The organism is Arthrobacter sp. Z4-13 (assembly GCF_054792705.1).
Map to the genome: position 1 here is coordinate 3,993,632 of NZ_CP096459.1, position 24,444 is coordinate 4,018,075.

The window sequence follows — 24,444 nt, forward strand, 5'->3', positions numbered from 1 at the left end:
CCACCCCGGACCGCCGTGAAAGAATGAGCCCTATGACTGCAATCGCAACCGCAAAAGCAACCATCCACACCAGCCTCGGCGACATCGTCGTTAACCTCTTCGGCAACCACGCGCCCAAGACCGTCAAGAACTTCGTTGGACTCGCCACGGGTGAGCAGGCGTGGACCCACCCGGAGTCGGGCGAGGACAAGACGGGCACGCCGCTGTACAACGGCACCATCTTCCACCGCATCATCAAGGACTTCATGATCCAGGCCGGCGATCCGCTGGGCCGCGGCGTGGGCGGTCCCGGCTACCAGTTCGACGACGAGATCCACCCCGAGCTCAGCTTCAACCAGCCCTACAAGCTGGCCATGGCCAACGCCGGCATCCGGATGGGCAAGGGCACCAACGGTTCACAGTTCTTCATCACCACCATCCCCACGGACTGGCTCCAGGGCAAGCACAGCATCTTCGGCGAAGTGGCTGACGAGGAATCCAAGAAGGTTGTCGACGCCATCGAGGGCGTCCGCACCGGAATGGGCGACCGCCCGGTGGAGGACGTCACCATCAACAGCATCGATATCGAACAGCTGTAATCAACACCCATGAGTTACGGAATTCCGTCGGCTGAGCCGTCCGCGCAGGTTCCGGTATGCCCCCGGCACCCGGACCGGCCATCCTATGTGCGCTGCCAGCGGTGCGGGCGCCCCGCATGCCCCGACTGCCAGCGGGCGGCCGCCGTCGGATTCCAATGTGTTGACTGCGTCAACGAGACAAGGCGAACGACGCCGGAAGTCCGGACCGTCTACGGCGGCGCCGTGGCGTCCGGGAAGCCGATGGTGACGTACGGGATCATCGCGGCGTGCGCGCTGATGTACGCACTCCAGTGGCTCATACCGGGCCAGCTGGTATACGAACAGTTCGCCTACAACAACGTGTTCGCCACCCCGGAATACGGTGCGTTCGAACCGTGGCGAATGCTCACCGCAGCATTCCTGCACTCGCCGGATTCTGTCCTGCACATTGCCCTGAACATGTACACGCTGTGGATTTTCGGCCAAGCCCTTGAGCCTCTCCTCGGCCGGGCCCGGTTCCTGGCGCTGTACCTCATCTCTGCAGTGGGCGGTTCCGTTGGATACCTGCTCCTGAATCCCGTGCTGGTGCCGGGACAAGGGCTGGTGGGCGTCGTGGGCGCTTCGGGTGCCATTTTCGGACTTTTCGGTGCCATGCTGCTGGTGCAACGCAAGCGCGGAGGGGACACCCGGCAACTGTGGGTGTTGATCGCGATCAACGGGGTAATTGGATTCCTGATCCCGCAGATCGCGTGGCAGGCGCACCTGGGTGGTCTGATAACGGGTGCTCTCTGCGCGGCAGTCCTTGCCTACACTCCCCGCGGACCCCGGCAGGGTCTTATCCAGGCACTTGGCCTGGTGGCGGTCCTGGTACTGCTGGCCGCGGCCAGTTGGGCCAAAATCTCCATGTAGCTCCTAATATCCTCCAGCCCGAGTGGCTGGAGCAGCAGCTTCTCGAGAAGGCCCCGACATCGGTGATGTCGGGGCCTTTTTTATCCACAGAACTTATCCACAGTGTTGGTAACTTACACGCCTGTAGTTTTATCCGGGAAAGGAGCTTTCCCGCGGAGCTGCAGGAGTCAATCCACTTCAGGCGCCGCTGAATCCACAGCTGTGGATAAGTCTTGGGGATAGCGTTGTGCGTAAGTGGACAAAGCGGGGCAAATTGAGGGAATTGTGGATAAAGCCGTGGAAGAAGGCCAGGAATAGGCGCAGCATGCGCGGGTACGGACAGCTTTCAACAGGCTTGTGCACAGTGTTAATAAGTAACAGCGATGTGATCGCACTTCCAGCAACGCCAGTCTCGCAGGGTGAAGGGAGCCACGACCTCGCCATAGCGCCCAAAGTTTCCACAGCTGTGGATAAGTTGTGGGTATCGCGGTGTTGGTAAGTGGACAACGCCGGAAGGGTAGTCAAAGCTAGGTGGCAGCCCCAGCTTTTGTGACGGCCGGCCTGCCGCTTGCTGCCTGCCTTTGCCGCACTGCCTTCCGACCAGGAGAATCCATTGAGCGCTACCACGAAGCACATCTTCCTTGACAAGCAGCATCCTGGCCTCTGGCGGGCACTCAACGGGCTGGGGCTCAAAGTCCGTGAGGCCGCTGAGGCTGCGGGACTGGATGGGAAGACAGTGGAACTCCTGCACGTCCGGATATCGCAGCTCAACGGCTGCGCATACTGCCTGGACGTTCATGTTGAGGATGCCCTGAAGGCGGGCGAGAGCGGGCAGCGCCTGGCGGTGCTCCCCGCCTGGCGCGAGACGGCACTCTTCACCGAAAAGGAACGGGCTGCCCTGGCCTTGGCCGAAAGCATCACCGAGTTGCCGGACCAGCGTTCACAGGCTCACGAGGAAGCATTCGCCCGCGAGCACCTCACGGACGAGGAATTCTCGGTTGTCAGTTGGCTGGCAATCACCATGAACGCATTCAACCGGGTGTCCATCACCAGCCATCACCCCGTTCGCCGGGACCGGTAGTACAACCACCGACACGCAGGGGCCCTGTTATCCACAGGTCTTCCACACTGTTAATAACTGCATCTGTTCGGCATGATTAGCGTTTCGGCGCGGAACAGCGTTTGCGAAGCCTGCTTATTACTCGCACTACAGGGTTATCAACAGTGTGGATAACTTTCCCAACAGTTGGGGAAAACGTGCAGTCAGGCGTGGGTCCCCGGCCAGATGCCCGAAGAACCGCGGCGGTGGCTGTCCAGCAGGTGGGTGTCCACCATGCCGATGGCTTCCATGAGGGCGAACATCGTGGTGGGGCCAACGAATGAAAACCCCTTCTTGCGCAGCGCCTTGGACAGGGCGATCGACTCCACGGACTGCGTGGGGATGTCGGAATGCACTGCCGGACGGGGTGTATCGGCCGGTTTAAATTGCCAGACGAAGTCCACCAGGCCGCCGTCCTTCCGCAGTGCGAGGGTGGCCTGTGCATTGGTGACAGCAGAGCGGACCTTCAGCCGGTTCCTGACGATGCCGGGGTCCTGGAGAAGCCGATCGACGTCGGCTGGGGTAAACCGGGCTACGGCATCGGGGTCGAAACCTGCAAAGGCCGCCCTGAAGGCCGGGCGCTTCCGGAGGATGGTGGCCCAGGAAAGACCTGCCTGGAAACCCTCCAGGCAGATGCGTTCGTAAAGTCCCTGTTCGTCGGTGACCGGAAGGCCCCACTCCTGGTCGTAGTAGTCGCGCAGGAGCGGATCCACTGACGCCCAAGCCGGCCGGGCGAGGCCGTCCTCGCCAACGACTGCACCACCGGCAGCTGCAGCGACGGCAACAGTAGCGCGTTCAGCTGCAGCGGGTGCAACGGCACCGCCTTCAGGAGCTATGAGCGCCACCGGGTGGTCATGAGGAAGCCGATGATCGCGATGCCGAAGCCGGCCACGATGTTCCACGATTCCCATGCCTGCACCGGAAGCCGGCCTTCGCTGATGTAGAAGGTGATGATCCAGAAGAGCCCGATGATCATCAGGCCGAACATGACCGGCTTGAACCAGACGGGGTTGGGCTTGTAGGACTGCGACGTAGCCTGCTGCGGGGTGCTGGCGGTCTTCTTGCGAGGCTTTGACTCGGGCACGGGTTCTCCTTGGCGGGCTGAGGCAAGCTCGGCGTTCCGGGCTTGATATCCTGCAAGAAGGAAGTTGCCAGCGGTCTGCGCGATCTTGGTCAAATCTGGATTCTTACTAGCAGCCAATTCTAGCCGTAGTCGTGGGTCACCAATGCCCATCGCACCCGCCCGGAGGAGAACCCGTGGTACTGCAGGAGAAGGCGAGGCCCGTCGCTGCGCCGGCTGCCGGCGTCGTAATTCTGCGCGGGACAATCCAGGTTGTGGGTGAGCTGCTCATTACGGCCGGGATCATCCTTCTGCTCTTCGTCGCCTGGCAGCTGTGGTGGACCAATGTCGAATCTGACGCGAAGCAGAGCGAAGTCATCAAGGAGTTCGCCCAGGACCTCGGCGCTGCGGCTCCAACTGCCCCGGACGCGCCGGCTGCGGCGGCTCCCGAAGATTTTGGGCCCCCAGTGGTTTCGGCGGCACCGGGCCATGCCGGCACCATCGGAATTATGTACATTCCCCGGTTCGGCGAGTCCTATACACGACCCATCGTCCAGGGGACCACCGGCGACGTGCTGGATACGCTGGGGTTGGGGCACTACACCAACACGGCCATGCCGGGAGCGGTGGGCAATTTCGCTGTTGCCGGGCACCGCCAGACCCATGGCGCTGTGCTGGACAACATCCATACCCTGGTTCCCGGAGACAGGATCTACGTCCAGACCAAGGACGGTTACTACGTGTATGTGTTCCGCAACAACCAGATCGTGATGCCGTCGCGGACGGACGTCCTGGAACCGGTGCCCACCCTTCCCGGCGTCACCCCCACGGAAAGCTTCCTCACCATGACCAGCTGCAACCCCCGGTTCGGAGCGGAAGAACGCATCATCGCCTACGCGCTGCTGGATAGCTGGCGTCCGGCGTCGGCCGGCCCGCCCGCTGAAATCGCAGCCCAGGTGGCCGCAGCGGTTGGAAGGGGCTGAGCATGTACGGCTGGATCTTCCGCCATCTGCCGGGGCCCTTCTGGCTGCGGATCGTCACCTCACTGGTGCTCATCGCCGCCGCACTGGTATTGATGGTTCAGTTCTTTTTTCCCTGGATGTCCGAGTACACCCAATTCACCGACTCAACGATTGGTTCAGCAAGCCAGCCATGACCACAACCAAGATCCTCGTGGTGGATAACTACGACAGCTTCGTCTACACCCTGGTGGGTTACCTGCAGGAGCTCGGTGCAGAGACCACAGTGGTCCGCAACGACGACGTTACCCTGGCGGAGGCCATTGAACTGGCCGGCACCCGCGACGGCGTGCTGGTCTCACCCGGCCCGGGCAACCCGGCCGAAGCCGGTGTGTGCATCGAACTCATTCAGTGGTGCGGCGAGAACAGCGTGCCCATGTTCGGCGTGTGCCTGGGACACCAGGCGCTGGCGGAGGCGTTCGGCGGCAAGGTAACCCATGCCCCTGAGCTCATGCACGGGAAGACCTCGCTGGTGGAGCACATCGGCACCAGCGTCTTTTCGGGACTCCCCTCCCCCGTTACGGCCACCCGCTACCACTCCCTGGCTGCGGTGCGGGACACGCTTCCGGACGTCCTGGAAGTTACCGCAGAAACCGCGTCCGGAGTGGTGATGGGCCTCCAGCACCGAACGGCGCCCCTGTGCGGCGTGCAGTTCCACCCGGAATCCGTGCTGACCGAGGGCGGTTATCAGATGCTGGGTAACTGGCTGGAGTCACTGGGCATGAAAGGCGCAGCTGCGCGGGCGGCCAAGCTGAGCCCGCTCATCCAGCACTGATTCAGCCACTCCCGGCCTGAATCCAGCCGCTGACCCCCGAAGACAAAGGGCGTCAGTCCCTCCTGCGGGGCCTTTCCGTCTCCGTCTCCGTCTCCGTAGGAGTTGGCGTTGGCGTTGGCGTAGCGGTGGGTGGCGGCGGCGGAGGCGGCGCCTTGGCCACCACGATGGTAACGGTCTTGCCCTGTTCCACCGCGGCGTTCACGGCGTCGCTCTGATCCGTGACCCTGCCCGGTTCCACCTGCGCATTTTCGGCCTCAGTGACGGCGGGCACCAGGCCCAGTTCCTTCAAAGCTGCTTCTGCTTCTTCACGGGTCCGTCCGCGAAGTTCGGGTACCGCCACCTTGCCAGTGGAGACCACCAGTTCAACGCTTGTGCCCACGGCCACGCTTTGCCCTGGGGCAGGGCTCGTGGTGATCACGATGCCGGCCGGGACGGTGGCGCTGTTGGCGGTGGTGGTGGAGGGTGCGCCCACCAGCCCGATTTGGCGCAGCATGTCCCGGGCCGCAGCTTCAGTTTTGCCCGGTAGGGCGTCTGGAATCTTGACGGCGCTTGGCCCCTCGGAGATGTTCAGGACCACCTCGGAGCCGGGGTCCATGGAAACGCCGGAGGCCGGATCCGTTCCGATGGCGGTGCCCTTGGGCACGGTTTCGTGTTGCAACCGGACAATTCTGGGCTCAAAGTCCGCGCCGTAGAGCTCCTGCAGTGCGGCGGACTCAGTCATCGCGGCCACCACCGGAATCGCAATCTTGGGAGGCGGTGGTGCCGGGCGGCTCACAATGTTGTACAGCCATAGTCCGCCGCCGGCCAGGACCAGAACGGTGAAGATCACCAGGGTGCTGATCCATGCACGACGGCGGGACTTCTGACGGCCGGTCCGCTCGCGTTCCGGACGCAGGCCGAGAGGTAGCTCATCCCGTGTGGAAGGTTCGTAAGCGGCGGGATCGGTGCGTCCGCCGTCGTCCGCCAGTGCACTGACGGCAGTGAGCCGGCCGGTGGGCGCGTTGTCCAGGAAGCTGGCGCCGGTAACCGCAAAAGCCTCAGTGGCGGGGTCAGTGTAGGGAGCTGGGACGTGGTCGTTGGGATCGGTGGGTGCCTCAGAGGGCGATACAGCGGGAACAGGAACACCTGCCCTGGCGGCCCGGAGGGCGCGCATGAAAGCGGCCGCATCCTGGAACCTGTCGCCGCGGTTCTTCTGCAGTGCCTTCGCCAATACGGTGTCCAGCGCAGGGGAAATTTCCGGGTTCAGGCTGCTGGCAGGGGCCGGAATTTCACGTACGTGCTGGTACGCCACAGAGACGGGGCTGTCGCCGACGAACGGGGGGCGCGAGGTCAGCATTTCGTACAGGAGGCAGGCGGCGGAGTAGAGGTCGCTGCGGGCATCCACCGTTTCGCCGCGGGCCTGCTCGGGTGAGAGGTACTGTGCAGTGCCCACCACGGCCTGCGTCTGGGTCATGGTGGCCGAGGAGTCGGCAATGGCACGGGCGATGCCGAAGTCCATGACCTTCACCGAGTCGGTGCCTTCGCAATACATCACGTTGGCCGGCTTGATGTCCCGGTGCACAATGCCGGCTTTGTGGCTGTACTCCAGGGCTCCAAGTACGCCCAGGCAGTATTCGATGGCATGGGGGATGGTTACTTCGTTGGCCCGGATAAGGTCCCGGATGGTCTTGCCCTCAACGAATTCCATCACGATGTACGGTACCCGGACGTTGTCATCCGAACCATCGTGGACGAGGTGCTCACCCGTATCGTAAATAGCCACAATGGACGGGTGGTTCAGCGCAGCGACGGCCTGGGCTTCGCGTTTGAAGCGGGCCTGGAACTGGGGATCACGCGCCAGGTCCGGGCGCAGCAGCTTGACGGCCACGGTCCGCCCAAGCCGGGTATCGAGGCCCCGGTATACGTCCGCCATTCCGCCCCGGCCAATGAGGCCGCCCAGCTCATACCGTCCGCTCAGGACACGCTGGTTGTCCACCGGAAGGTTGTCCTCGCGGTGCAACGGTGTGCGCGCTGACTCGTTCATTTGCTGTCCTGGCGGTTATGGCTGGCAGGTTGGAGGCAGGCCCGGCAGCTCATCGTCTTCGCAGTCCGGGAGAGGTTCTTGCGCTGTTGGTGCCGCAACGGAGGAGGTTGTGGGTGCGGGCGTCGGCGTCGGCGCCGGCGCCGGAGAGGACGTGGTGGGCGCGGGCGGTGCCACCGCATAGGTCACGGTGATGGGAGATCCAACAGGCAACAAACCAGTGGGGTTCAGCTGCACCACTGTTCCGGGCGGAGCTGTGTTGGTTTGGAGCGGTTCCACTGTCACTGCAAGCCCAAGATTGGAAAGCTCGGTCCGAACTACCTCAAAGTTCTCACCCAAGAAGGCGGCCGGGATCACGTTCACGGTTTCCGGCGCTGGGGGCGTGGTAGGCGCGGGTGTGGTGGGGGCCTGGGTGGGGGTGGCCGACTGCGTTGTTTGGGTGGGGGTGGCCGACGTGGCCGGGGCGCTGGCGGAAGGGGCACTGGACGAGGGATCGCCGGACGGGGAGAACACTCCGAGCTGGTTCACCAGGAACCCGGCCAGCGCGAACAGGAGCAGCAGGACCAGGGCGATCAGGGGCCAGGTCCAGGGACTGCGGCCCTTGCGCCGGGGCTCGTCGGCGGGCTCGTCGTCGTACGTTGATTCTTCCGGGACCCAGTTCCGCTCGGCTGCGAGGGCATTGGCCCGGGCGAGCGTTCCCTGCGGTTCGCCAGCATCGGCAGCCGGGGAACCTGCGGCGCTGGCCGCCATTCCTGCCCCAGCGCCGGCAGCACCGGCCCCAAGCACCGGCAACGCGGAGGTGGCAGTGGGTGAGCTGTCCCGTTGGCCACCGATAACACCCGTGGGGGCAGTGGCGGTGTCCACGGGGGCTGTGATGGGACCCGTGTCGGCGTCAAACAGGAGCATGCCCGGGACAGCAGCGCGTGCGGCGCTGACGTCTCCGTTCCGGATGGCTTCCGCTGCTTCTGCCAGCTTGATGGCGTTCGCCGGCCGGCTCTTGGGATCCTTGGCGAGCATTGACATCAGGAGGGCGCGCACCGGGGTGGGAAGCGATTCCGGCAGTGGTGGCGGCGCATCGTTGACCTGGGCGAGGGCGATGGCGATCTGGGATTCGCCGGAGAACGGCCGGTGTCCGGAGAGGCATTCGTAGCCGATGACACCCAGTGAGTAGATGTCCGAAGAACCCGTGGCCGTCTGGCCGGTGGCCTGCTCAGGTGCCAGATACTGCGCTGTTCCCATCACCTGGCCCGTCTGGGTGAGGGGAACCTGGTCAGCAAGGCGGGCGATGCCGAAGTCCGTGACCTTCACGCGTCCATCAGGAGTAATCAAGAGGTTGCCCGGCTTGACGTCGCGGTGCACCAGGCCCTGGGCGTGCGCCACGGAAAGTGCACGGGCGGTCTGCGCGATGATGGACAGGGTGCGGTCCGGGGACAGCACCTGCTCATGTTCGATGATGGCGCTGAGCGGCTGGCCCGGTACCAGTTCCATGACCAGGTAGGCGGAGCCCTCTTCTTCGCCGTAGTCAAAAACGTTCGCGATGCCCACGTGGTTGAGCAGGGCAGTGTGTCGGGCCTCTGCACGGAAGCGCTGAAGGAAGCCGGGGTCCCCCGTGTATTCCTCCTTCAAGACCTTGATGGCGACGATGCGGCCCAGGACGAGGTCTTTGGCCTTCCAGACTTCACCCATACCGCCGATCGCAATCCGCGTGGTCAGCTGGAATCTGCCGCCGAGGGTGATTCCGGTTGTAGGCCTCACTTATTCAACACCGCCTCAAAAATTCTCTTCGCGTTCGGACTCGTAAGCTGTGCGCCGGTAGTGATGTCCACGCCCTCCATGACGATCGTGACACCCACCTGCGGGTTGTTTGACGGGGCAAAACCAGTGAACCAGGAGTTGTTTACACCATTGCCCAACTCTGCAGTTCCGGTTTTGCCTGCCACCTGGACTCCCGGCACCGCTGCCCTGTTGGCGATGCCCTCGCTGACCGCACTGGTCATCCACTCGGTGATTTGATTGGCGATCTCAGGGGTGGTGGAGGTCCGCAACTGTTCGGGCTGCGGTTCATCGATGACACGAAGGTCCGGGGAACGCAGGGTCTTGATCAGGGTGGGCCTCATCTGGACGCCGTCATTGGCGATGGCCGCGGTCATCATGGCCACCTGCAGGGGCGTGGCCCGGACGTCGCGCTGTCCGATGGCGGACTGGGCAAGCCCCGGGTCATCAAGTTCGTCCGGGAAGCCGTTGTCGCTGGCATAGCCGAGCTTCAGCTGGTCGCCCATGTCCTCGCCGAAGCCAAACTTCGTTGCCTGTTCCGCTATTGCATCGCGGCCCAGGTCCAGGGCGATGCTCGCGAACGGGGTGTTGCAGGACTGCTGCAGCGCGAACGCGAAGTCCGCCGTGTCCCGGGTGTAGCAGTTGCCGCCGGCGTAGTTGGGAAGCTTGTACTCGATGCCTGGGAAGGGCATTTCAGCGGGGTTGGGGAGCTCGCTGTCCTTGTTGTACTTGCCGGAGGCAAGGGCCGCGGCGGTGTCCACGAGTTTAAACACGGAGCCCGGTGCGAGGAGTTCCCCGGTGGGACCGCTGACGTTCTGGTTCAGGTTGATACCCGGGACCTTCACGAGTTCGTTCATGTTGGCAGCTTCAGCATCTATATCCTGCGTGGCCACCAGGTTGGGATCGTAGGAGGGCTTGGACACCATGGCCAGGATTGCACCGGTCTTGGGGTTGGTGACCACAATCGAGCCGCGCTGGCCGTCCGGGATGAGATCGTAGGCGAGCCGCTGGATCTCCGGATCGATGGTAAGTTCCACGGACGCACCCTTGGGCTGGTTGCCCAGGAAGAGTTGACCCACCCGGTCGAGGAACAGCTGGTCGGAACTGCCTGCCATTTCTTCCCCCATGCCCCGCTCGAGGCCGGTGGTGCCATGGGTTTGTGAGAAGTAGCCGGTGATCCCTGCGTACAGCTCCGGCTGTGGGTAGGTTCGCTGGAACGCGCAGGTCTCCGAACCGCTCTCCACCGACTCCGCAATGGGGGTTCCGGCAACAACAATGGCGCCGCGGTCATTGCAGTAGTTCTGCAGGATGGCGCGCTGGTTCCAGGGGTTGTTTTCCAGCTCTTCAGCTCCAACCACCTGGACGTAGCTGATGGCCCCGAAAATGAGTGCGAACATGGCAATCGCCGCTACCCATGAATGCCGTATTGCCTGGTTCACAGGTGCTTCACCGCCTCGGTAGGAGTATCAATGCCTGCGGATTCCGCACCCTTTGCAGGAGGCAGGGGGGTGGTATCCACCGGGCCGCGGGCGGTATGGGAAATCATCAGGAGCAGACCCACGATGATCCAGTTGGCCAGCAGGGAGGAGCCGCCGGCTGCCAGGAACGGGGTGGTGAGGCCGGTCAGCGGGATGAGCCGGGTGACGCCGCCGATGACCACGAAGCACTGGAGCGCCACTGCGAAGGAGAGGCCGCAGGCGAGGAGCTTTCCGAACGCGTCACGGGTGCCGAGGGCCGCCCGGAAGCCGCGGGTGAAGAGCAGCAGGTACATCAGGACGATGGCAAAGAGCCCGATCAGGCCGAGTTCCTCGCCGAGGGAGGCGATGATCATGTCGCTGTTGGCGAACGGCACCAGATCAGGACGGCCCTGGCCCAGGCCGGTCCCCATCAGGCCGCCGTTGGCCATGCCGAAGAGTCCCTGGACAATCTGCCGACTCCCGCCGGGAAAACGGTCGTAGACCTCCGGAGTGAAGGCGTTCAACCAGCCGCTAATGCGCAGTTCGACGTGCGAGAAGACCCGCGAGGCGACGAACCCGCCGCCCAGGATCAGCCCGAGACCTATCACCACCCAGCTGATCCGGCTGGTGGCCACGTAAATCATCACGATGAACAGGCCGAAAAACAGCACGGATGAGCCGAGGTCGCGCTGGAAGATCAGGACGCCAATGCTGACCAGCCATGCGGTGATCATGGGGCCCATGTCCTTGAAGCGGGGGAACTGCAGCGGGCCGATTTTCCGTCCGGCCAGCAGGATCAGGTCCCGGTTTGAGGATAGATATCCGGCGAAGAATATGGCGAGGGTGATCTTGGCGACTTCACCCGGCTGGAAGGTCATGGGCCCAAGCTGGATCCACACCCGGGCGCCGAGAATCTCCCCGGCGCTGATGCCTGGGATCAACGGCAGCACCAGCAGCAGGGCGCTGGCGGCCAGCGAGATGAAGGTGAACCTGCGCAGGATGCGGTGGTCTTTGAGGAACCAGATCACAGCAATGGCCACGCCCATGGCGATGAGTGTCCAGCGGAGTTGGTTGTTGCCCGTGTCTGCGTCAGGCGCGTCCAGGCGGTGGATCATCGCTAGGCCGATACCGTTCAGGGCCACCACCAGCGGAAGTATGACCGGATCGGCATATTTCGCGCGGAAGCGGAGCACGCCGTGGAATACGAGGGCGGCTAGAGCGAGGAGGCTGGACTGGAACCAGAAGTCGGAGTCAAAGGCCTTTTCCTGGTCCACACCTACCAGCATGTTGGCCCCGATGCCCACGGCCAGGGCGAGCAGGAGCAACGCGAGCTCCACGTTGCGCCGGGGTTTGGGAGTGGTACTGAGCTGGCTCATTGGCCCACCTCGCAGGTAACTGTGGGACTGGGTGTGGGGGATGGGCTCGCCGGGGTGGCCGAAGTTGCCGGAGCCGAAGTTGCCGGAGCCGGATTGGCGGTGGCCGAAGTTGCCGGAGCGCTTGGGGAGGCGGTGGCGGAAGTTGCCCGAGCGCTTGGGGAGGCGGTGGCTCCGGGGGAGGCAGACGGCGGTACGCAATCTTCTTCAGGCGACGTGGTGCCGGTCAGTTCGAGGTTTTTCACGATGCGCTGGGCGTCGTAGAGGTCCTGGGCAGGAACAGTCTGGCGGACGCGTTGCTGAGAGAACGGTGGCAGGGAATCCATCCGGATAGCGGTGACCGTCTCGAGGCTGGAAAGCTGGATGGGACCCAAACGCTGGGAAACGCCGTTGAAGATTGCGACGCGGGAATCGAACACGCCGACGTAGTAGCGGGTCTGCGTCCAGGCGTAGCCGAGCCAGAGCCCGATGGTGAGGACCACCAGCACGGACGCGGCGATGGACCACGTCAACCACCGCCGTGGCTTGAGCGGTACCACGTCGTCCTCCGCGTCACCGGTTTGCGGGTCGGCCTTGTGGGTGAGAAGGGTGGCGGCGCGGCGGGCAACGGTGCGGCCGGCGATGGTGGGAATGGAGCCGGACTCCGCAGCTGCCGCGGCTGCTCCCACCAGTTCGTGGGGGCGGGATGCAAGTTCATCGCGAAGGACTTCGGCGGAAAGGTGCTCGCCCAAGTGCGGATCTGTGGCGCCCGCTGCAGAAGAATCTGAGTTGCCGCTGCTTTTGCCTGGTTCCGGTGCCCCCGGTTCCTTGCCTGCGTTAACGTTCGAAGCATTGGCAGCGGGTGGTTTTCCTAAGGAGCCGGCAGCCGACTTGGCGCCGTCAACCGAATCCGGTGCCTTGCCGGCAGGCGAGCCTGCGCTCGTCGACACGGCAGCGGCCTTGGTGACTTCGTGCGAGGGGATGACGTCGACGGCGGCAGTACTGACGTCGTCGGACGTTTCTTCGGCAATTTCCAGCATTACAACGGTGACGTTGTCCGGGGAGCCGGCCTCGAGGGTGAGATCCACGAGGGTCTCCACACACTCGCGGAGATCCTTTGTCTCGCGCACTGTCCGTTCCACTGCGTGCCCGGCGACGTAGTTTAGCCCGTCGGAGCAGAGGAGCCAGCGTTCGCCCGGCTCCACTTCCAGGGTGTCCAGGTCCAGTTCAGGGCTGGCGTCCACGTCACCAAGGACGCGCATCAGGACGTTTTTGTGCGGGTGTGTTTCAGCTTCCTCCGGCCGGAGCCGCCCCTCGTCGATAAGCCGCTGCACAAACGTATGGTCAACACTGACCTGCTCAAATTCGCCGTTCCGGAGACGATACGCGCGGGAATCACCGATGTGGGCGAAGTGCAGCTTTCCCTCTGCGAGCAGGAGCGACGTTACCGTTGTGCCCATCCCGGCCAGCTTGGGATTGATGTGCACAAGCTCGGACAGCAGGGAGTTTGCGGTCTGGATTTCATCGGCCAAGGTGGTGGCGGCGTCGCCGGCGTAATCCCCGCGGTCCAGGTGGATCATGTCCAGGACTGTGGCAGCGGAGGCGACGTCGCCGCCCGCGTGGCCGCCCATGCCGTCGGCAACCACGGCCAAGTGCCGTCCCACATACGCTGAATCGTCGTTCTTGGAACGGATTTTGCCGACGTCGGACCTCGCGGCGAACCGCATGATGAGGGGCCGCTGCGCCGGTTTGGGGTCGGTTGCGGGGCTTTGTGGGGCGGCCACGGCTATGGCCTCAATTCGATGACCGTCTTGCCGATTCTCACGGGTACGCCAGGCTCAACGGGCAGTGCACGGGTAAGCTGCTGGTCCGCCAGGTAGGTGCCGTTGGTGGAGCCCAGGTCCTCGATGAACCAGCGGCTGCCTTGCGGGAACAGCCTGGCGTGACGGCCGGAGGCGTAGTCGTCCTCCAGGATCAGGGTGGCCTCCTGGGCGCGGCCCAGCAGGATCGGGCTCGCGGCCAGTGGAAGTGTCCGTCCCTTGAGTGGTCCTTCAATGACCACCAGTTCCCGTGCCTGCTGCTTTACCGGCTGCGGCGGCGCTTCGGCGAGTTCGGGGTTCTTGCGGACCTGGCGTGCTGTGGGGGCGCCGGCGGCGGCCTTCCGGCCCACCATGAGATCGCGGCGCATGGCCGAGACGATGCTGAAGATCAGCACCCACAGCAGGAGCAGGAAGCCGAACCGCAATGCGGTGATGGTCAGGTCACTCATGCGTGGCCGCCGGGGCCAGCGGGAAGCAGGCGGAAAATGATCCTTGTCCGTCCCATCGTGATGGTGGAGCCGTCAGTAAGTTCGGTGCTCCCGCCGACCTTGTGCCCGTTCACATAGCTCCCGTTGGTGGAGCCCATGTCCACTGCGCTGGAGACGCCGTTGGCAGTCCGGATCTCGAGGTGGCGGCGGGAGACGCCCGTGTCCTCGACCAGGATGTCCGCTTCGGAGGACCTGCCCAGCACGATGGACGGAGCGTTGAGTGAATACCGCTGGCCGTCTATGTCCAGCACCGGCTGCAGGCGGACGGGTTGACGGCTGGGAGCGGCGGGAAGGTTGGGACGGGGCGGAGGACCGCCGGAAGCGCCTTGGGATTTTTCTGTTGAGGAGGCGATTTCGAAGTCGCCCGGGCGCAGTTCGGCATCACGGCGGAAGGAGATCCGCACGGAACCCTGCAGGGTGTAGCCCTGGCTGCGGACGTGGTTGATTACAACGTCGCACAGTTCTTCGGCCAGCGGCGTGCCCCATTCCTGCGCCCGTTTGAAGTCCTCATCACTGAGTTGGACGTCAAAGACATTGGGCACCAAGGTACGGCCCGCGGCAACGCTCAGGGATCTGTGGTCCACTTCCCGGCGCAGCCTGCTGGCGATCTCCACGGGTTCAACCTGGGCGCGCGAGCCGGTGGAGAAGACGCCCCGGACGGCCTTTTCGATGCCGCGCTCGACTTTGTCCAGCAGACCCATGGTCCTTCTCCTTTCCCCCCGGCTGCGGGGCAGTTTTCGTTCCGTAAGTTCACTTGCAAGCCTGTTCTCAAGCCGCCGGTGTGCCTGCGTGCAGCAGTCACCCCTACATCAGATACTACTGGGCAGGCCTGTGAATGACCTTAATCCACAACGGCCGGGCGCTGCCAAAAGTTCAATATCGGGCTGACTGTGGCGCGCGGCTGCCTGTGGTGCTGGACGTGGCGCAGTCTTGTTCCTGACCTTGCTATGTTGGCGCCTGGCAAGGCCTTGGGACCTCGATTGGTGTTTTACGGCAAATGTCCGTTATGCTTGATCTCGCTGCTTTTGCAGGGTTGCGGTTCGGGAAACCGGCCGGAATTCGGTGAAAGAAGTTGCGCGCGAGTGGCGGAACGGCAGACGCGCTGGCTTCAGGTGCCAGTATCCGAAAGGGTGTGGGGGTTCAAATCCCCCCTCGCGCACGCAACAAAGAGCCCCGGTCAACAGATCGGGGCTCTTTTGCTTTTACTGCCCGTACAGCCGCTTTTCCTATAGGACGCGGCGCATTTTCCGGAGGCACACAGGCTACCGCCGCGCGGAAGCCTTGAGCCGGCGTCGGGAGTTGGCCAGGTGGCTGCGCATGGCGGCAGCCGCCGCAGCCTCATCACCGTCGGCGATGGCCTCCGTAATGGAACGGTGTTCCTGGACCACCTGGTCGAAGTGATCGCGTGCGTAGTGTTCTGCTCCGGTGATCAGCCGGGTGCGCGGCATGGCGATCATGGTCTGGCCCAGGGCCGCCAGGCAGTCCGAGTAAAACGGGTTGCCGGATGCCACCGCGACGGCACGATGGAACTCAAAGTCGGACTTCATGGCATGCGCGGGATGGCCCCCACTCGCTGTGAACTCCTCGAGCGCCGCCGTAACCGCCCGCAGTTGCCGCTCGGTGTGGTTCCGGGCAGCAAGCGCCGCGGCCTCAGCCTCCACCCCCATCCGGAACTCGAGCAGGTGGAGCCGGTCCTCCATCGTCGCCACCGGACGGGCCCCGGGTGCTGCCTGGGGCCCGTCCGACGGCGGCGTGAGGGCGAAGCTGCCCCGCCCGCGTTCGGTTTCAACCAGTCCCTCGGCCTGGAGCCTGGTCAGGGCGGCCCGCACAACGGTCCGGCTCACGCCGAAGTCACTGATGAGGGTGTTTTCGCTGGGGAGCTTCTCGCCCGGTTGAATGGCGCCGTCGACGATGCGGGTGCGAAGGTCGGCGGCGAGGTCCGCGGTGAGGTTCCGGCTCATGGCAACAAGATTACGCGCCGAACTCCACGGACTCGGTGGTCCAGGCGCGTGCCTGGTCGCTGAGGGTAACGCCCAGGCCCGGCCGGTCCGGGACGATCATCCGGCCGTTCTTGGTTTCGAGGCGCTCGTTGAACAAGGGATCGAGCCAGTCGAAGTGCTCGACCCACGGCTCGCGCGGGTACGCCGCCGCCAGGTGCAGGTGGATCTCCATGGCGAAGTGCGGGGCCAGGCCCAGCCCGCGCTCGTCCGCCAGTGCGGCGAGCCGGAGGAACTGCGTGATGCCGCCAACCCGGGGGGCGTCCGGCTGGATGATGTCGCAGCCGCTGGCATTGATGAGGCCCTTGTGTTCGGCCACGGAGGCCAACATTTCGCCGGTGGCGATGGGGGTGTCCAGGACGTTCGCCAGGTGTGCGTGGCCCTCGAAGTCGTAGGCATCCAGGGGTTCTTCGATCCAGATGAGGTTGAACTCCTCAAGTTGGCGCCCCATCCGCAGGGCGGTGGCCCGGTCCCACTGCTGGTTGGCGTCCACCATGAGCGGAACGTCCCAGCCAATGTGCTCGCGGATCCCGGCGACACGGCGCAGGTCCTCCTTGCTGTCCGGGAGGCCCACCTTGATCTTGATGCCGCCGATTCCTTCTTCGATGGATTGCGTTGAGCGGGTCTTCACCTCGTCAAGGGTGGCGTTGAGGAATCCGCCGGAGGTGTTGTAGGTCTGCACGGAGTCGCGGTAGGAACCGAGGAACTTGGCCAGGGGAAGTCCGGCGCGCTTGGCCTTGAGGTCGTAGAGGGCAATGTCGATGGCGGCGAGGGCCTGGGTGGCGACGCCGGAACGGCCCACCGAGGCGCCAGCCCAAAGCAGCTTGGTGTAGATCTTGGCGATGTCGTTGGGGTCTTCGCCGATGATGCCCTCCGCCACCTCCTTGGCATGCGCGTACTGTGCGGGGCCGCCGGCACGCTTGGAGTAGCTGAAGCCGAGGCCTGTGTGCCCCAGTTCAGTGGTGATTTCGGCGAAGAGGAAGACCACCTCAGTCATGGGCTTCTGCCGCCCGGTGAAGACTTTGGCGTCGCTGATCGGGACAGCGAGGGGGAGCTTGGCAGTGGACAGTTTGACGTGCCGGATCAGATCGACGGGGCTCATGGTTCTCCTTAAGGCGGGGCCGGGCTCCTTCGCCCGCTCTCTTATACTAGAAGTAGATGACTTGTATGACAAGTAGGCCGCTGATGACGGCGTTGCAGCAATGGCAGTGGTGTTGAGTGAGTGAAACAGGTAACTCGGGTTGGGCTTATTTCCCCGGCTGCATATCAGCGACGGCGAAAGCAAGGGTGGCGTAGCCCAGGGCCCCGGCCATGTCTTTCAGCAGCTCTTGGTTGACGTTCTCGATTGTGTCGCAGCTTTTGTGGTAGCACCGGTCGTGGACTTCGTTCGCGGTCCCGCCGAATTTCTGTACCTGTTCGGAGGTTTTTGTGCCGACGTCTCCGGCAAAGAGTCCGCCGGTGGCGATGCCCGCCCGGAAAAAGGCGTCGTAGTCGGAGTCGCCGATGAATTCGGTCGGCTCGGCCGGGAGCGAGTTCTTGGCAAAGTAGTCCAGGAGAATGCTTTCGAGTCCCGGGGAGCCGGCTGGGCCGGCATCACCAAAGCTGGAGCCGTCACCGTCGTGGACAAACCGCACCCCGTTGGGTGAGGCCGCCATATCGAGGTTGATATTCACGGCGGTTTGGGCGACTTCACTTGCGCTGAGCTCATCCACGTAATGCTGGGAACCCAACAGATCGACTTCCTCTGCCCCCCAGAACGCGAAGCGCACCCTGTTTTTCGGTTCTACGCCCGTCTCGGTCATCCACCGCGCGGTTTCGAGCATGGCGGCCACGCCGCTTGCATTGTCATTTATCCCGGGGCCTTCGTGCACCGAGTCCAGATGCGCGCCAACGACTACGGTGTGATCTGCGCTTCCGGCTGTGTCAGCCAGGATATTAAAGGTTTCCCTGTCAGCCTCAAGGTCTTCATCCCTGTACGTGAAGACCTGCCGGACGGGAGTGTAGCCGGCGGCGCGTAACTGGTCCTCGACGTAGCGCGCTGATGCTTCATATCCGGGCGTGCCGGCGGCCCGGTTTCCTCCCGCTTTGTCGGCTACCCTCTGCAGGGCTTCAAGGTGTCGCGTGAGGTTCCTTTTCCCGAAAGCTTCGCGCACTTCACTGGCCTGCGCGGGTAGCGCAGTGATGAGTGCCTCCGGCTTGGGAACGGTTCGGGCGGGCGATGAGCACGCTGACAGGAGCAGCGTCAAAGCGAGGAAGGCTATGCCTGCCTTGTGGCTGGGCTTGCCCGTGGGGTGAAGCGCCTTCATGAATGAAAACTAGTGCCTGAAGCAGCGTTGGGAAAGTGTTTTTTTGTAAGACGGGTAGGACTTGGTGGCTGGCCAGGGTCAATTGGGGATTCAGGTAGTGGCCCAACCTAAAAAGCAAGTACTTATTACTGATGTTTTCCTTGGGGTGAGTGCCCTATATTCGATTTTGTAGGTAGGATTTGCCGTAATTGTCGCCGCGGAACTGTTCGCGGCAGGAAGCCGGGATTCGCGGCTGGGGGAAATCCAGGGCTTCCGTGACGCGCGAGTTCGCTGCCCGTAGCGTCCTTCATTTGAAAAGTGTCGTCAGGGCCGGACGCGGTGGTCCGGTCCGCTGACACAAGTTGGCAGGAAATCCCGCAAATGCTGGACATTTTTGAGTCACTGGAATCTGCAGTTCTCCGGGGAGGAGCCGAACCGCTCCGACGCATGCTCAACACCGCGACCGGAACACTCTAGCCAGCCGCTTCAAAATCGTCGGCCAGATGGTGAAGTGATGATGGGCAGCGGACCGCCCGCAGACCACGGGTATGACCTCAGCGGGCACCTTAAGGCGGACGTAGACGTCTATGTCCCTGCCGATGACCCCGGCGTGATCTATGTCCGGTCCTCCGGGACCTGGTTCCGGTACGAAAGGTCCGACCCCCGCGCAGAGGCCGCCCCCACGGAAGCGATCAACGGCGGCAATGGCAGCGTTCACGAATCACCCCGCGAGAACCTCAGCCTGCACTGGGCAGGGCAGCATTCCGGCAGCTCGCAGGAACTCATCCGGGACCGCAGACCCCGCGTCTACTATGACCCGCACAGTCACCCTGGCCTTTTTGTCACTGACAATGGCGGGCGGCCAACGGCGCCCTTGCCGGCCCTGGAAATGAACGGGCATCTGGAAGACTCCGAGCCTTGGCTTGATCCGGCCACTGGAAAACGGTTCACGTGTGATCAGGCCAGGACCCTTACCGCGATCCTGAAGTACGCGCCGCGGAAGGACAAATCAACAACCAGCGCCGGAGAGGAAGCTTCGAAGGACCGTCTGACCTGTATCGGTGAATCCTTGGTGGACATCGTCACCCGATGAATCGACCCATCCCGCTCGTGCACCGCGGCGTTGCCAACCTGGAAGCCAACCTGGAGGACTATCTGATCCGCAGCGCATCCAATCCGGAAATCAGTGCCTCAAGCCCAAGTTCGAATGCCACATCGGCGGGCCGCCCCCGCCCGCCTGCAGCGCTGCGGACAGCGGCGGTGAAGTGTGGAGTGGATTCGGCCATGGATCCTGAATCGAAGATATCCTCCGGCGCCGTAACGTCGTAGGCAGAGCCGAAGATAAAGGACTCCAGTGCCACGATGGAGGAAACTACGCGTTCCTGCGGAAAGCCGGCGTCGAGGAAGCCCTTGCTGACCGTCTCATACATGGCCAGTGTCTGTGGCGCGTCGGTCACAGGAAGAACGGCAATCACTGGAATCAGCGGCGTGTGCTCGGCAAAGACATTTCGGTAGCTCCAGGCCCAACTGCGGACAGCTTCCGCCCAGGGCACTGCGCCAAAGTCGGAAACGTCCACCAGCGAGGTCAGATGGTCTTCAACCAGGAGCAGGACATCCCGCTTGGCGGCCACATGGTTATAAAGGGCTGACGGCGCCACATCAAGTTCCTTGGCCAGGCCGGCCATGGTCAGCCCGTCATAGCCCCTGCGGTTGATGAGCTTCAGGGCCGCCGCCGTGATTCCCGCTTTATCCAGCAGTGCGGCAGACGGCCGCCCCGCCCGCCTCCTGGCGGCACCCCCACTGCCGGTGGCGGCACCCCCGTTTCCGGCGGAGCGTCCCTGTACGGCTGGTACTGCCGGCATTACTGGCCTTTCTCTGGTGGTCTCCAGCATTATTCCACCCGGCACTTCCGGTCTCCGGGCCAAGCAGCTATAGTTCTACTAAATGAATGGCATTCATTTAGTGGTCCCCATCACTGGAGGGGCCCAAGAGAGGACATCATGCTGAACCTGAACCGCGACGTCGTTGTCGTTGGAGCCGGGCCATCGGGACTTACCGCGGCCCGTGAACTGAAGAAGGCCGGCCTGACCGTTGCCGTGCTCGAGGCACGTGACCGGGTGGGCGGCCGCACCTGGACCGACACCGTGGACGGCGCCATGCTGGAAATTGGCGGCCAGTGGGTCTCGCCGGACCAGACCGTACTCCTGGAACTGCTGGGCGAGCTTGGCCTCCAGACCTACCCGCGGTACCGCCAAGGCGACTCGATGTACATCGGCAAGGACGGAATCCCCGTCCGGTACGCAGGGGATACCTTCCCCGTGGACCCGGACACCAAAACCGAGATGGACCGCCTGACAGCACTGCTGGACGGACTCGCCGCCGAGATCGGCCCCACCGAACCCTGGGGGCATCCGAAGGCCCGCGAACTGGACACCATCTCCTTCCATCACTGGCTCCGGCGGCACTCCGCCAATGAGGAAGCCTGCAACAACATCGGCCTGTTCATCGCCGGCGGCATGCTCACCAAGCCTGCCCACGCCTTCTCCGCCCTGCAGGCGGTGCTGATGGCCGCGTCCGCGGGCTCCTTCACGCATCTCACGGACGAGGACTTCATCCTGGACCGCCGCGTGGTCGGCGGCATGCAGCAGGTCTCCCTGCTGGTCGCGCAGGAGCTGGGGGACGACGTCGTCCTTAACTCCCCGGTGCGGACCATCAACTGGGAGCCGGACGCCGACGGCGGGCACCGCGTCACCGTCGAGTCGGAGCAGGCCACCGTCAACGCCCGATTCGTGATCATGGCCGTTCCGCCCAACCTGTACTCCCGCGTCTCGTTCAACCCGCCGCTGCCGCGCCGCCAGCACCAGATGCACCAGCACCAATCGCTGGGCCTGGTGATCAAGGTCCACGCGGTTTACAGCCGGCCGTTCTGGCGGAATTCCGGCCTGTCCGGCACGTGCTTCGGCGCAGGGTCCCTGGTCCAGGAGGTTTACGACAATACCAACTTCGGCGACACCAGGGGCACGCTGGTGGGATTCATCTCGGATGAGAAGGCCGACGCCGTCTTCGAGTTGAGTGCCGGCGAACGCAAGCGTGCTGTCCTGGCGTCCATTGCCGGGTTCCTGGGCGCCGAGGCACTGGAGCCCGAGGTCTATTACGAGTCCGACTGGGGCTCGGAAGAGTGGACCCGCGGCGCCTACGCCTCCAGTTATGACCTCGGTGGCCTCCACCGCTACGGCAAGGACCAGCACGCCCCGGTGGGACCCATCTACTGGTCCTCCTCCGACCTGGCCGCTGAAGGCTACCAGCACGTGGACGGCGCCATCCGGATGGGCCGCCGTACTGCTGCCAGCATCGTCAAAGCGGCCCGGGTGGCTGTTCCCGCCTGAGCCGGGGAGGGGAATGCGGGGTGGATTCTAAGCATGCTTACCAATAGGCTGGGCGGTGGGGAGCGTCCCCGTACCCAGACGAACGAGGTGAGACATGACTGACACCGAGAGCATCAGCAAGGTTACGGACATCATCAACCATTCCCACATCGGAATGTTGACCACCATCAACGAGGAAGGCGCGCTCGTCAGCCGGCCGCTGGCCGTTCAGGATGTTAAGGACGACGGCGACATGTGGTTCTTCACCGGCCTCGGCACCTCGCAGATTGCCCATGTCCGGGCCGACCCGCGCGTGAACGTTTCCTTCGGCAAGAACACCGAGTGGGTTTCCGTGGCCGGGACCGCCGAGGTGGTGACGGACCGGGAAAAGATCCGCGAAAAGTGGAACCAGGCCGTCGAAGCGTGGTTCCCGGACGGTCCGGACACCCCTGAGGTGTGCCTGCTCCGCATCGACTCCGACTCCGCCGAATACTGGACCAGCCCCGGCGGTACGGCCGCCACGGTCCTCCAGTGGGTGAAGTCCAAGGTCACCCACAGCCGGATGAGTGTGGGCGAGAGCGGCACCGTAGAGCTGTAGGGAACCTGGAAACCGGACCTATGCGCCGGTCAGGGCGCCGAGGACGGCGGGCAGCAGCACGTCGTCCCGGCCCCAGGCCGGGTCCAGGATTTCCACGTACCAGGAGTCGGCCAGCAGCAGGGCCAGGTTGTCGTTGGTTTCCCCGGCCCAGTCCTGGATCTGATCCTCTGTCACCGGGTTCTCGCTGGACCCCAGCACAGTCACCACCTCGCCGCCGTCCAGTGTCACCGGGATGGCCGCGTTGCTGGACTCGCCCGGCGCATGGGCAACGGTCACCAACTCGGACCGGGTGGACAACGCCAGCAGTTGCGCAACAATTTCGGCACTGCAGAACCCCGTGACGTACTGCCGCTGGGCAACACCGGCGGACCGCAGCCCCGGCTGGGACTCCTTGGTAAACAACCCGTTCCGGTTCAAGGCGGCAAGTTCCACGGCGATGGGCGCGGTTTCGGCGTCAAAACTCGCCGTGAAGGTGGCAGGCTGGAATTCACTGTTTCCTTCCAGCCAGCGCGCTGTCAGTTCCCCCGCCCCCGCCAGCGTAGTGGCCTGGCGCCAGGCACCCCGGTCCTCCAGCCGCCTGCCGAACCGGTCACGGTCTTGCGTTTCTTGAAGCTCCATCCTCAAACGCTACGGTGCCCGGCCCCTGGACTCCAGTGACGGCGACACAGCAGTTAACGCGTGGAAAAAAGGAGCTACCGCCGGTTGGCAGGGATTCCTGCCGCCTGTTCAGCTTCGGCGAGGGCGCGGCCAAGGCGTTCGACGGCGGGCGGGTACCCCTGGTGCCCCGCGGCCCGGAGTTGCTCGGCCTCGCGCATGGCCTTGATAACGGCAGCGGCCTGCGGTAGCCGGACGTCAGTCATGGCGGGGTAGTCGATGCAGAACGCAGGATCCAGCTCGTACCGGCTCCAGCGCTCCAGCAGCACGCTGTGTTCGGCCTGCGCGGCCGTGTGGAGGGGCAGGTACTCGCGGCGCTGCCGGCGAAGGGACAGCCAAGCCACTAGTCGCGGGCTGCCGCGGTATGCAGCAACGCCTGAAGCCACGGCCGCGCCGGCGAGGAAGAGCCCCGCCCAGGCGGACGTCAGGGCAGGGATGAGCAGGGCGGGAAGGGCCACTGCCGCGCCCAGGAAGAGGTCCCAGAACAACTGGTCTGAACGCTCGGGTTCCGTGTCCGGCGCAGCAAGGGCGCGCCGTCGGACCTGGAAAACGGTGGCCGCGACGCTGATGACCAACACGGATCCCCACATTAGAAGGACCCATGCCCCCTGGAAGAGGGCTTCTGCGATGGCTGCCACCTTGCACCTCCACGTCCACAGGCCCGGCGGGAAACGCCGGGCTCGTCCTTCCATTCCAGCCCCTTCCCGCGCCCCGGTCAATGGGCGCGGCCATCCCGGCACGCGAAGGCAGGGACTTTCCGGCCAGCGTGGCGGCACGTACCTTGGGACCATGAGACTCAAGATGTGCAGCATCCACGTGCAGGATCCCGCCACCGCCCATGCCTTCTACACCGGGACACTCGGCTTCGAGACGCTGATGGCCATGCCGGAGTACAACCTGTTCATCATCAAGGACCCCGGCGCCGACGCTGGATCAGTCGGCCTGCTCCTGGAACCCAGCGACAACCCGATCGCCTCGGACTACATGACGGCGCTGTACAAGGCAGGCCTGCCCGCGGTTGTATTCGGCGTTCCGGACGTGCAGGCCGAATACGACCGGCTCACCAAGGCCGGAGTGAGTTTCCAGGGCGCACCGACTGAAGACCCCTCCGGAATCAGCGCAGTGTTCGACGACGGATGCGGCAACTTCATCCAGCTGCACCAGGACTAGCTTTCCCCTCACATGACAGAGGCTTGTTTGCAGATCCGGACCATCAAGGTTCGGATCCGCGAACAAG

The 24,444-nt window shown here is 64.0% G+C and carries 25 protein-coding genes and 1 tRNA gene; 11 read left to right on the forward strand and 15 right to left on the reverse strand.

Annotated elements, in window-relative coordinates; translation table 11 throughout:
• Positions 1–32 precede the first annotated feature (32 nt).
• The 3 genes from M1E07_RS20295 (at position 33) to M1E07_RS20305 (ending at position 2,526) form a co-directional block, all read left to right on the forward strand.
• Complete coding sequence (locus M1E07_RS20295) at positions 33–578, forward strand: peptidylprolyl isomerase (protein WP_461188393.1); 546 nt, start codon at positions 33–35, stop codon at positions 576–578.
• Positions 579–587: 9 nt separating this feature from the next.
• A complete protein-coding gene (locus M1E07_RS20300; protein WP_461188394.1) occupies positions 588–1,466 on the forward strand; it encodes a rhomboid family intramembrane serine protease in 879 nt (292 codons plus the stop codon).
• A 592-nt stretch (positions 1,467–2,058) separates the two neighbouring features.
• Positions 2,059–2,526: a carboxymuconolactone decarboxylase family protein gene (locus tag M1E07_RS20305; protein WP_461188395.1), complete on the forward strand. Its 468-nt coding sequence runs from the start codon at positions 2,059–2,061 to the stop codon at positions 2,524–2,526.
• Positions 2,527–2,708: 182 nt separating this feature from the next.
• Here the strand turns inward: M1E07_RS20305 and M1E07_RS20310 are convergent, their stop codons facing one another.
• Positions 2,709–3,257: a DNA-3-methyladenine glycosylase I gene (locus M1E07_RS20310; RefSeq protein ID WP_461190451.1), complete on the reverse strand. Its 549-nt coding sequence runs from the start codon at positions 3,255–3,257 to the stop codon at positions 2,709–2,711.
• 119 nt (positions 3,258–3,376) lie between these two features.
• Positions 3,377–3,628 (reverse strand): cell division protein CrgA, encoded by a 252-nt coding sequence (locus M1E07_RS20315; RefSeq protein WP_307097935.1) that lies wholly within the window; start codon positions 3,626–3,628, stop codon positions 3,377–3,379.
• A gap of 173 nt (positions 3,629–3,801) precedes the next feature.
• Here M1E07_RS20315 and M1E07_RS20320 point away from each other — a divergent pair, with 173 nt between their 5' ends.
• Genes M1E07_RS20320 through M1E07_RS20330 form a run of 3 tightly spaced genes read left to right on the forward strand, consistent with a single transcriptional unit; the run spans position 3,802 to position 5,398 of the window.
• Positions 3,802–4,587: a class E sortase gene (locus M1E07_RS20320; RefSeq protein ID WP_461188396.1), complete on the forward strand. Its 786-nt coding sequence runs from the start codon at positions 3,802–3,804 to the stop codon at positions 4,585–4,587.
• Between the two features lie 2 nt (positions 4,588–4,589).
• Positions 4,590–4,760 carry a hypothetical protein gene (locus M1E07_RS20325; RefSeq protein ID WP_461188397.1) on the forward strand — a complete coding sequence of 57 codons (171 nt, stop codon included), beginning with the start codon at positions 4,590–4,592 and terminating at the stop codon, positions 4,758–4,760.
• Positions 4,757–5,398: an anthranilate synthase component II gene (locus tag M1E07_RS20330; protein WP_461188398.1), complete on the forward strand. Its 642-nt coding sequence runs from the start codon at positions 4,757–4,759 to the stop codon at positions 5,396–5,398. Before M1E07_RS20325 ends, M1E07_RS20330 begins: the two co-directional genes overlap by 4 nt.
• Positions 5,399–5,450: 52 nt before the next feature.
• Here M1E07_RS20330 and pknB read toward each other — a convergent pair whose 3' ends face one another.
• Genes pknB through M1E07_RS20365 form a run of 7 tightly spaced genes read right to left on the reverse strand, consistent with a single transcriptional unit; the run spans position 5,451 to position 15,009 of the window.
• Entirely contained in the window at positions 5,451–7,421 is a 1,971-nt protein-coding gene (gene pknB / locus M1E07_RS20335) for a Stk1 family PASTA domain-containing Ser/Thr kinase (protein WP_461188399.1), read from the reverse strand.
• A 15-nt stretch (positions 7,422–7,436) separates the two neighbouring features.
• Positions 7,437–9,173, reverse strand: a complete 1,737-nt coding sequence (locus M1E07_RS20340; protein ID WP_461188400.1) for a serine/threonine-protein kinase — start codon at positions 9,171–9,173, stop codon at positions 7,437–7,439.
• The gene (locus M1E07_RS20345) at positions 9,170–10,630 is read right to left on the reverse strand and encodes a peptidoglycan D,D-transpeptidase FtsI family protein (RefSeq protein WP_461188401.1); all 1,461 of its coding nucleotides are present in this window, start codon (positions 10,628–10,630) and stop codon (positions 9,170–9,172) included. Before M1E07_RS20345 ends, M1E07_RS20340 begins: the two co-directional genes overlap by 4 nt.
• A complete protein-coding gene (locus M1E07_RS20350; protein ID WP_461188402.1) occupies positions 10,627–12,024 on the reverse strand; it encodes an FtsW/RodA/SpoVE family cell cycle protein in 1,398 nt (465 codons plus the stop codon). Before M1E07_RS20350 ends, M1E07_RS20345 begins: the two co-directional genes overlap by 4 nt.
• Positions 12,021–13,784: a PP2C family protein-serine/threonine phosphatase gene (locus tag M1E07_RS20355; protein ID WP_461188403.1), complete on the reverse strand. Its 1,764-nt coding sequence runs from the start codon at positions 13,782–13,784 to the stop codon at positions 12,021–12,023. Before M1E07_RS20355 ends, M1E07_RS20350 begins: the two co-directional genes overlap by 4 nt.
• Positions 13,785–13,786: 2 nt before the next feature.
• A complete protein-coding gene (locus tag M1E07_RS20360; RefSeq protein ID WP_461188404.1) occupies positions 13,787–14,269 on the reverse strand; it encodes an FHA domain-containing protein FhaB/FipA in 483 nt (160 codons plus the stop codon).
• Entirely contained in the window at positions 14,266–15,009 is a 744-nt protein-coding gene (locus M1E07_RS20365) for an FhaA domain-containing protein (protein WP_461188405.1), read from the reverse strand. The genes M1E07_RS20360 and M1E07_RS20365 overlap by 4 nt, the downstream gene beginning before the upstream one ends.
• Positions 15,010–15,384: 375 nt before the next feature.
• On the opposite strand from M1E07_RS20365, the gene M1E07_RS20370 reads away from it, so the two are divergent.
• Positions 15,385–15,467 (forward strand) — tRNA-Leu (locus M1E07_RS20370).
• A gap of 103 nt (positions 15,468–15,570) precedes the next feature.
• Here M1E07_RS20370 and M1E07_RS20375 read toward each other — a convergent pair.
• The 3 genes from M1E07_RS20375 to M1E07_RS20385 all read right to left on the reverse strand — a co-directional run bounded on the left by M1E07_RS20375 (position 15,571) and on the right by M1E07_RS20385 (position 18,611).
• Positions 15,571–16,269: a FadR/GntR family transcriptional regulator gene (locus M1E07_RS20375; protein ID WP_461188406.1), complete on the reverse strand. Its 699-nt coding sequence runs from the start codon at positions 16,267–16,269 to the stop codon at positions 15,571–15,573.
• A gap of 10 nt (positions 16,270–16,279) precedes the next feature.
• Positions 16,280–17,407, reverse strand: coding sequence for an L-talarate/galactarate dehydratase (locus tag M1E07_RS20380; RefSeq protein WP_461188407.1), 1,128 nt, complete (start codon positions 17,405–17,407; stop codon positions 16,280–16,282).
• A 145-nt stretch (positions 17,408–17,552) separates the two neighbouring features.
• On the reverse strand, positions 17,553–18,611 hold the full coding sequence (locus M1E07_RS20385) for a M20/M25/M40 family metallo-hydrolase (protein ID WP_461188408.1): 1,059 nt from the start codon (positions 18,609–18,611) through the stop codon (positions 17,553–17,555).
• A 493-nt stretch (positions 18,612–19,104) separates the two neighbouring features.
• On the opposite strand from M1E07_RS20385, the gene M1E07_RS20390 reads away from it, so the two are divergent.
• Complete coding sequence (locus M1E07_RS20390; protein ID WP_461188409.1) at positions 19,105–19,683, forward strand: hypothetical protein; 579 nt, start codon at positions 19,105–19,107, stop codon at positions 19,681–19,683.
• 58 nt (positions 19,684–19,741) lie between these two features.
• On the opposite strand, the gene M1E07_RS20395 is transcribed toward M1E07_RS20390, so the two are convergent.
• Entirely contained in the window at positions 19,742–20,452 is a 711-nt protein-coding gene (locus M1E07_RS20395) for a TetR/AcrR family transcriptional regulator (protein ID WP_461188410.1), read from the reverse strand.
• A 138-nt stretch (positions 20,453–20,590) separates the two neighbouring features.
• Between M1E07_RS20395 and M1E07_RS20400 the strand changes: the two genes are divergently transcribed.
• The gene (locus tag M1E07_RS20400) at positions 20,591–21,976 is read left to right on the forward strand and encodes a flavin monoamine oxidase family protein (protein ID WP_461188411.1); all 1,386 of its coding nucleotides are present in this window, start codon (positions 20,591–20,593) and stop codon (positions 21,974–21,976) included.
• 94 nt (positions 21,977–22,070) lie between these two features.
• Entirely contained in the window at positions 22,071–22,553 is a 483-nt protein-coding gene (locus M1E07_RS20405) for a pyridoxamine 5'-phosphate oxidase family protein (RefSeq protein WP_461188412.1), read from the forward strand.
• Positions 22,554–22,571: 18 nt separating this feature from the next.
• Here the strand turns inward: M1E07_RS20405 and M1E07_RS20410 are convergent, their stop codons facing one another.
• Entirely contained in the window at positions 22,572–23,171 is a 600-nt protein-coding gene (locus M1E07_RS20410) for a DUF6919 domain-containing protein (RefSeq protein WP_461188413.1), read from the reverse strand.
• A gap of 74 nt (positions 23,172–23,245) precedes the next feature.
• Positions 23,246–23,845 (reverse strand): hypothetical protein, encoded by a 600-nt coding sequence (locus tag M1E07_RS20415; RefSeq protein ID WP_461188414.1) that lies wholly within the window; start codon positions 23,843–23,845, stop codon positions 23,246–23,248.
• A 151-nt stretch (positions 23,846–23,996) separates the two neighbouring features.
• Here M1E07_RS20415 and M1E07_RS20420 point away from each other — a divergent pair, with 151 nt between their 5' ends.
• Complete coding sequence (locus M1E07_RS20420; protein ID WP_461188415.1) at positions 23,997–24,377, forward strand: VOC family protein; 381 nt, start codon at positions 23,997–23,999, stop codon at positions 24,375–24,377.
• Positions 24,378–24,444 lie beyond the last annotated feature (67 nt).

What these genes read in the sequence shown, in the direction of transcription:
- M1E07_RS20295 (WP_461188393.1), top strand. Translation starts at nt 33, where the DNA reads ATGACTGCAATCGCAACCGCAAAAGCAACCATCCACACCAGCCTCGGC.
- M1E07_RS20300 (WP_461188394.1), top strand. Translation starts at nt 588, where the DNA reads ATGAGTTACGGAATTCCGTCGGCTGAGCCGTCCGCGCAGGTTCCGGTA.
- M1E07_RS20325 (WP_461188397.1), top strand. Translation starts at nt 4,590, where the DNA reads ATGTACGGCTGGATCTTCCGCCATCTGCCGGGGCCCTTCTGGCTGCGG.
- M1E07_RS20330 (WP_461188398.1), top strand. Translation starts at nt 4,757, where the DNA reads ATGACCACAACCAAGATCCTCGTGGTGGATAACTACGACAGCTTCGTC.
- pknB (WP_461188399.1), bottom strand. Translation starts at nt 7,421, where the DNA reads ATGAACGAGTCAGCGCGCACACCGTTGCACCGCGAGGACAACCTTCCG.
- M1E07_RS20350 (WP_461188402.1), bottom strand. Translation starts at nt 12,024, where the DNA reads ATGAGCCAGCTCAGTACCACTCCCAAACCCCGGCGCAACGTGGAGCTC.
- M1E07_RS20360 (WP_461188404.1), bottom strand. Translation starts at nt 14,269, where the DNA reads ATGAGTGACCTGACCATCACCGCATTGCGGTTCGGCTTCCTGCTCCTG.
- M1E07_RS20365 (WP_461188405.1), bottom strand. Translation starts at nt 15,009, where the DNA reads ATGGGTCTGCTGGACAAAGTCGAGCGCGGCATCGAAAAGGCCGTCCGG.
- M1E07_RS20375 (WP_461188406.1), bottom strand. Translation starts at nt 16,269, where the DNA reads ATGAGCCGGAACCTCACCGCGGACCTCGCCGCCGACCTTCGCACCCGC.
- M1E07_RS20380 (WP_461188407.1), bottom strand. Translation starts at nt 17,407, where the DNA reads ATGAGCCCCGTCGATCTGATCCGGCACGTCAAACTGTCCACTGCCAAG.
- M1E07_RS20385 (WP_461188408.1), bottom strand. Translation starts at nt 18,611, where the DNA reads ATGAAGGCGCTTCACCCCACGGGCAAGCCCAGCCACAAGGCAGGCATA.
- M1E07_RS20390 (WP_461188409.1), top strand. Translation starts at nt 19,105, where the DNA reads ATGATGGGCAGCGGACCGCCCGCAGACCACGGGTATGACCTCAGCGGG.
- M1E07_RS20395 (WP_461188410.1), bottom strand. Translation starts at nt 20,452, where the DNA reads ATGCCGGCAGTACCAGCCGTACAGGGACGCTCCGCCGGAAACGGGGGT.
- M1E07_RS20400 (WP_461188411.1), top strand. Translation starts at nt 20,591, where the DNA reads ATGCTGAACCTGAACCGCGACGTCGTTGTCGTTGGAGCCGGGCCATCG.
- M1E07_RS20405 (WP_461188412.1), top strand. Translation starts at nt 22,071, where the DNA reads ATGACTGACACCGAGAGCATCAGCAAGGTTACGGACATCATCAACCAT.
- M1E07_RS20410 (WP_461188413.1), bottom strand. Translation starts at nt 23,171, where the DNA reads ATGGAGCTTCAAGAAACGCAAGACCGTGACCGGTTCGGCAGGCGGCTG.
- M1E07_RS20420 (WP_461188415.1), top strand. Translation starts at nt 23,997, where the DNA reads ATGAGACTCAAGATGTGCAGCATCCACGTGCAGGATCCCGCCACCGCC.